Source organism: Bradyrhizobium sp. (genome assembly GCF_049581145.1).
Taxonomy (GTDB): Bacteria; Pseudomonadota; Alphaproteobacteria; order Rhizobiales; family Xanthobacteraceae; genus Bradyrhizobium.
Genome location: NZ_JBAURI010000329.1, coordinates 1 through 6,275 on the forward strand (window position 1 = coordinate 1; position 6,275 = coordinate 6,275).

Annotated in this window: 5 protein-coding genes and 2 pseudogenes; 3 read left to right on the forward strand and 4 right to left on the reverse strand. The window is 64.2% G+C overall.

Annotated features, from left to right (window positions below; genetic code table 11):
- Window positions 1-159 (forward strand): annotated as a pseudogene (locus WCB02_RS10875) (MFS transporter); the annotation flags it as partial.
- Between the two features lie 50 nt (window positions 160-209).
- Here the strand turns inward: WCB02_RS10875 and WCB02_RS10880 are convergent.
- Both WCB02_RS10880 and WCB02_RS10885 read right to left on the reverse strand, forming a co-directional pair.
- Complete coding sequence (locus tag WCB02_RS10880; protein ID WP_423958138.1) at window positions 210-1,769, reverse strand: acyl-CoA carboxylase subunit beta; 1,560 nt, start codon at window positions 1,767-1,769, stop codon at window positions 210-212.
- Window positions 1,699-2,676, reverse strand: coding sequence for an IclR family transcriptional regulator (locus tag WCB02_RS10885; RefSeq protein ID WP_423958139.1), 978 nt, complete (start codon window positions 2,674-2,676; stop codon window positions 1,699-1,701). Before WCB02_RS10885 ends, WCB02_RS10880 begins: the two co-directional genes overlap by 71 nt.
- Before the next feature lie 105 nt (window positions 2,677-2,781).
- On the opposite strand from WCB02_RS10885, the gene WCB02_RS10890 reads away from it, so the two are divergent.
- Together WCB02_RS10890 and glsA are read left to right on the forward strand one after the other, a co-directional pair.
- Entirely contained in the window at window positions 2,782-3,003 is a 222-nt protein-coding gene (locus WCB02_RS10890; RefSeq protein ID WP_423958140.1) for an acetyl-CoA carboxylase biotin carboxyl carrier protein subunit, read from the forward strand.
- A 162-nt stretch (window positions 3,004-3,165) separates the two neighbouring features.
- A complete protein-coding gene (gene glsA, locus WCB02_RS10895; RefSeq protein ID WP_423958142.1) occupies window positions 3,166-5,013 on the forward strand; it encodes a glutaminase A in 1,848 nt (615 codons plus the stop codon).
- Between the two features lie 39 nt (window positions 5,014-5,052).
- Here glsA and WCB02_RS10900 read toward each other — a convergent pair whose 3' ends face one another.
- A complete protein-coding gene (locus WCB02_RS10900; RefSeq protein WP_423958141.1) occupies window positions 5,053-5,577 on the reverse strand; it encodes a carboxymuconolactone decarboxylase family protein in 525 nt (174 codons plus the stop codon).
- 535 nt (window positions 5,578-6,112) lie between these two features.
- Window positions 6,113-6,275 (reverse strand): annotated as a pseudogene (locus WCB02_RS10905) (DNA-binding protein); the annotation flags it as partial.

A 6,275-nucleotide genomic window follows, 5' to 3' on the forward strand; every position in this document is an offset into this window, starting at 1 on the left:
CATCAGCTCGGCGCCGGCACCGCCGCCTTCGGTGCCGGCCTGTCGCGCACGCTGCTGGCGAGCTATCTGCCCGCGTTCTTCGCCGCCGGCGCGTTGTGCATCGTCGCGGCCGTGACCGCGCTGACCATCACGCGACATCCAAAGCCCGTGGTGGCGTGAGCGAGGCGAAAGGCGAACAGCATAAAATCCATTCGCTGTTCGCGCTCTCATCATGGCCTGATCGTCATGTTGGTCGCAGGCCCCGGGGTGCGCAGCGGTTCGGCAAGGCGGGCGAATTCGCAGAGCAGTGTGCGGGTCTTCCGGGGATCGATGATCTCCTCGACCCAGAATTTTTCAGCGGAGCGGAACGGCGAGCGCAGTCTGTTGAGGCGGTCCTCGATCTCCTTCAGCTTCGCCGCCGGGTCTTCCGCCGCGTCGATCTCTGCGCGATAGGCCGCCTCGATGCCGCCCTCGAGCGGCAGCGAGCCCCAATGGGCCGACGGCCAGGCGTAGCGGATCGAGAAGCGGTCCGCCGGCTGGTGCACGACGCCGGCGACGCCAAAGGAATTGCGCACGATGATGGTGCACCACGGCACCGTGGTCTGGTTGACCGCCGCCATTGCGCGGACGCCATGACGGATGGTGGCGGCCTTCTCCGCCTCGAGCCCGATCATGAAGCCCGGGCAGTCCATCAGATAGACCACTGGCAGATGGAAGGTTTCGGCGAAATCGACCCAGCGCACCACCTTCTGGCAGGCTTCCGCGGTCCATGAGCCGCCATAATGGAACGGGTCGCTGGCCAGCAGCAGCACCGCGCGGCCTTCGAGCCGCGCCAGCCCCGTGATCATCGGGCGGCCGAAATTGCCGTTCACCTCGAAGAACGAGCCCTTGTCGACGACGGACTCGATGATCGGCCGCATCTTGTAGACCTGTCGGCGGCTGCGCGGCACCGCCTTGATCAGCGTTTCCTCGGTTCGCTCCGGATCGTCATTGCAGGCGATGGTCGGCGGCAATTCGTAGACCGACTGCGGCAGATACGAGAGAAAGCGCCGGGCGCGCGCGAACGCCTCCTCCTCGGTCTCGACCGCGTCATCCACGCCGCCGGCGCGGGTCTGGATGTCGGCGCCGCCAAGCGCCTCCTTGGAGAGGTCCTGCCCGAGCCGCTTCACCACGGGCGGCCCGGCGACGAACATCGCCGAACTCTTCGTCATGATCGAATAATGCGAGGCGGCAAGCCGCGCCGCGCCGAGTCCGGCGACCGATCCGAGCCCGAGCGCCACCACCGGGACGCGCGCCATGTTGGCCGTCGTGTACCAGTACCAGCGCGTGCCGCCGATGCCGCCGGGCAGGTTGGCGGCGCCCTTGGTCTCGATGGTCTTGACCGAACCGCCGCCGCCGGAGCCCTCGATGATGCGGATGATGGGCAGGCGGAAATCATGCGCCATCTCCTCCGCCATCAACGGTTTGGCCGAGATCGAGGCATCCGCCGAGCCGCCGCGCACGGTGAAATCGTCGCCGACCACCACCACGGTGCGGCCGTCGACCCTGGCGCGGCCAAACACGCAATTGGCCGGCGTCAGCTGCTTGAGCCCGCCATGCTCGTCATATTCGCCGATGCCGGCGATCGCGCCGATTTCGTGGAAGCTTTTCGGATCGGCGAGCCTGTCGATGCGTTCGCGGACGGTGAGCCTGCCCTGGTCGCGCTGTCGCTTGACCTTCTCAACGCCGCCCATCTCGCGCGCGAACGCTTCGCGCCGAGCCAGGTCGTCGAGTTCGGGCTTCCAGGTCATTCGTCTCCTCCGTCTTGACTATTTTATTGTTGTTGTCCGCTTTGACCGAAAGCGGTTTGCGCTCCAGCCGGTTCTGGAACAGATCGCCTTCCGCGCCCTCCAGCAGGCCGCCGACCGCGGCACCGAGTTCGAGCATCAACGGCGCGACCTCCTTGTGCAGCCGCGCCTCGTCATACATCGCCGACAACAGCCCGATCGTGACCACGACGAAGGTCTGGTATTGCGGCGACCACAGCGGCACCGCGAGGCCGTTGATATGCGGGCTCCACAAGCCGCAGGCGACGACATAACCATGCTCGCGCAAGGCACGGCGATTGGCCTCGATGCGCGGCCGGAGCTGTTTCGCGCCGTCGGGAATCTCGCGCTCCATCTCCGCCAACAGCGCGTCGCCGACCTCGGGGCTGAGCGCCGCCGCGTAGGCATGGCCCGCGGCCGTGGTCGCCATCGCGATGCGGCTGCCGGTGGTCTCGTGCAGGCCGAGCGCGTTGGCGGCGCGGGCATATTCGAGATAGACCAGATGGAAGCGGTCGGGAATGACGAAGCCGACGGTGCCCGGCAATCGTTCGGCTATGTCCTGCAGCCGCAGCCGGATCAGGTTGCGCAATTGCAGGCCCTTCATCATCGAAGTGCTCATCGCCACCGCGCTCGGACCGATGCGATATTTCTGGTCGCGCGGCAGATAGACGAGCTGTCCCATCCGCGTCAGCGTATGCGTCAATCGCGACACCGTCGATCGCGGCAGCCCGCAGCGATTGGAGATTTCGAGATTGCCAAGGCGCGCCTCGTGGCCCTCGAAGCATCGGAGCACGTCGAACGCGCGCGACACGACCTGAATGACGTCCGCCTCGCCTGCAAGATCGCCGGCGAGCATTCCTTGCCTGCTCAGGCGCTCAGAGCGTCGTCCCATCCGCTTCCCCACTTATTCCTTGACGTGGAATGAAATTCCACTTGCAGAACAAGCTACCTCAGGCAATGTGCGGCCACAACAAGAAGCCGCAAGAGGCCAATTGGCATGCCAGATATCAAGATCGTCACTGAAGTCGCCGGGCGCGTGTGCGCGCTGCCCCTCGAAGCCGGAGCGCGTGTCGGCGACGGCGATGACATTGCCTTCGTCGAAGCCATGAAAATGGAAATCCCGGTGGCTTCGCCGGCGGCGGGCCGGCTGAAGTCCATCCTCGTGGCCATCGACGATGTGATCGCCGAAGGCCAAGTGGTCGCGATCATCGAGATCTGACGCCGCTTCTGTGTGAGCACATCGCGAGCTGTCAGCCCGATTGCGGCACGGCACGGCTGCTGCCTGATAATTAGCCATCCATCTGGTTTCGGCCGTTGCGAACGCCACGTAACCTCGGCTCGGCAAAGCCATCATCACCAGGACTGACCCCACATGAACACGATGCGATCGGCATCCGGCCGGCATAGCGGGCACTGGGCCACCGCGATGCCGCTGCAGCGTTTTCTCTCCGCCTGTCATGCAGACTTCGCCCGGGATCACAGCGGCGACGTCGCGCACTACATCCCCGAGCTCGTCAAGGCGGACCCCGACCAATTCGGCATCAGCCTCGCCACCATGGACGGCCACGTCTACGAGGTCGGCGACACAACCGTGCCCTTCACCATCCAGTCGATCTCGAAAGCCTTCGTGTTCGCGCTGGCACTGGATACGCTGGGTGCCGAACGGGTGGAGAGCGCGATCGGGGTCGAACCCTCCGGCGATCCCTTCAATTCGATCCGTCTGAACGCCGATAACCATCCCTTCAATCCCATGGTCAATGCCGGCGCCATCGCCTGCTCCGGCCTGATCGTGGAGGCCAAGGGCAGCGCGGCGTTCGATACCATCCGCGATGCGCTCGGCCGTTTCGCCGGACGCAAGCTCGACGTCGACGACGCGGTATTCGCCTCCGAAAGCGCGACGGGAGATCGCAACCGCGCCATCGGCTATCTGTTGCGCACCTCGCGCGTGATCAGGAACGACGTCGCGGCAGTGCTGGAGGTGTATTTCCGGCAATGCTCGGTGCTGGTCACCGCGCGCGACATCGCGATCATGGCGGCCACGCTCGCCAATCGCGGCACCAACCCGGTCACCGGTGAGCAGGTCGCGACGCCCTACGCGATTTCGCGAACGCTCTCGGTCATGACCAGCTCCGGCATGTATGATTTCGCCGGCGAGTGGATCTATCGCGTCGGCATTCCCGCAAAGAGCGGCGTCGGCGGCGGCATTCTGGCGGCGCTGCCGGCGCGGCTCGGGCTCGGCAGCTATTCGCCGAGGCTCGACAGCCACGGCAACAGCGTGCGTGGCATCAAGGTCTGCGAGGCGCTGTCGGCGCATTACGACCTGCACATGCTCAACCGCAGCGACGACGCGCGCAATTCCATCATCGCCGACTACAATATCGGCAAGAGCTCGTCGCGGCGCAGCCGCAGGCCGCAGGAGCGGAAGATCCTGTCCGCCCATCACAACGACGTCCGCGTCATGGAGCTGGTCGGCACGCTGTCGTTTTCCAATGTCGACTATGTCTCGCGGCGGCTTGCGGCCCAGCCGCGTCCGCAGCTCATCATCTTCGACCTGCGCCGGGTGACCGCGATGACGCCGGCCGGCACCCGCCTGCTCGCCGAGCTGTTCCACGAATTGGCCGCGTTCCATGTCACCGTGATCCTGTCGGGGGTGCGGCGTTCGTCGGCGGAATGGAAGATGATTGCCGAGCGCACCGGCGATATCGCCAATGTCCGCAACTTCTATCTGCTCGATACCGCGATCGAATGGGCCGAGGACCAGATCGTGTACCGCCATGGCGGGGCGATCGACTTCCACGACACCACCGAGCTTTCCGAGCAGCCGCTGCTGGCCGGATTGAGCACCGAAGACCTCGCCGAGCTCGATGCGCTGGCGGACGTGCGCAGCTATCAGCAGGGCGAACGGATTCTGACGACCGGCGAGCCTGCGCTGTCGCTGTTCTTCCTGCGCAGCGGCGTGGTCCATGTCACGCTGCCGGACGGCATCCGGCTTGCGACGCTGACTGCCGGCATGGCCTTCGGAGAGATGGCGCTGCTCGAAACCCACCGCTCCGCCGACGTGTTCGCGGACATGTCCGCGACCGCTTTCGAAATCGCGCTCGACGATTTCGAGCGGTTCCGCGAGCAACACCTGCGCGCCGGCGAGCACATCATGCGCAATCTCGCCCAGCTCCTGGCCGACCGGCTGATCGCGGCCAATGCCCGGGTTAATCTGCTGACGGCGGATTAGGCCGGAGTACGCGTTCGGGACATCGCCGGCGGCCGCGCATCACACCACGTCCGACACCGGCTGCATGTCGATGTCGAAGGTTTCCAGGAATTTCGACGTCATGACGTAGAAGCCGACCGCGAGCTGCAGCTCGACCAGCGCGCCAGGCGTGAGCTTCGACTTGATCGCGTTGAAGGTCGCGTCGGTCGGGCGGCGCAGCTTGACGATCTCATCGGTGAAGGCGAGCGCGGCGCGCTGGACGTCGTCAAAGCAGGTCGCCGATCGCCAATCCTCCAAAGCGGCGTTCTGCGCGTCGGTGACGCCGACATTGTTGCCGATGCGCTTGTGCGCCACGATCTCATAGGGCGCCTCGCAGAGCATGCCGGTGCGGGTGATCGCGAGCTCCCGCACGATGGGGTCGAGCTCGCCCTTGTGTCGTATCGCGCCACCCAACCGGCAATACTGTTCGAGATGGCTCGGCGAGTGCGCCATCATCCGGAAGATGTTGGCGTTGCGGTTCTTGGCCAACAATTCGCGGGTGCGATCATTGGCTGTGGCGGGGTCGCTATAGTCGATGCGTGCCATGCGTCACCTCAGGATTCCCATTGTTTTGTCGCAATTTTTCCGGCTCTTCGCCAAATCTCCAACCCGCGGCAGACGCAACAGCAACACGACTGAGTCAAATTGCCGCCTCATTACTCGTCGAGTTTCGCAGCATCGGTATTCGCTGAGTGGGGACTCGTTTTCAGTAACACGCGAATATCGATTGTGGGGCGTTCCGAGTAAAAACTTAGCCGGTGTCCGCGCGTTTTTGCGCAACGAGAAGCTATGTCCAAACCTTATACCAAAGTCTGGTGTCCAAGCCTTAGAAGTCCAAGTCTGGGGGGAGAACGGCATGAGGGAAGCCACCAAGAGGGCCACCTCGGAGACGCTCGTACACATGCTGGCGGTGACGGCATTGCTCGTCATCGCCAGCGTCCTGTTCTACGTGCGCTAGAAACCGTCACTGCGAATACGAGAAACAATCCAATCACATAAGTTCCGCGTTGTGGATTGTGCCGCGTAGCGAGCCAATGGGCGTGCCCTCGCGCGACCCGCTGGCTCGCATTGACGTTTTGCATCATCTTGTCTTTTCGAAATACGGCACCATGCGTCCGGCGAACTGCACGAATCGTGCAGTGACGTGATCGCCGATGACCAGATCATTGTCGCCATGCGCCATCATGCGAAAGCCTTCCACCGTATCGACCAGCAGAATTTTGTAGGGTACGTGCGCCCGCGCC

What these genes read in the sequence shown, in the direction of transcription:
- WCB02_RS10885 (WP_423958139.1), bottom strand. Translation starts at nt 2,676, where the DNA reads ATGGGACGACGCTCTGAGCGCCTGAGCAGGCAAGGAATGCTCGCCGGC.
- glsA (WP_423958142.1), top strand. Translation starts at nt 3,166, where the DNA reads ATGCGATCGGCATCCGGCCGGCATAGCGGGCACTGGGCCACCGCGATG.
- WCB02_RS10880 (WP_423958138.1), bottom strand. Translation starts at nt 1,769, where the DNA reads ATGACCTGGAAGCCCGAACTCGACGACCTGGCTCGGCGCGAAGCGTTC.
- WCB02_RS10900 (WP_423958141.1), bottom strand. Translation starts at nt 5,577, where the DNA reads ATGGCACGCATCGACTATAGCGACCCCGCCACAGCCAATGATCGCACC.
- WCB02_RS10890 (WP_423958140.1), top strand. Translation starts at nt 2,782, where the DNA reads ATGCCAGATATCAAGATCGTCACTGAAGTCGCCGGGCGCGTGTGCGCG.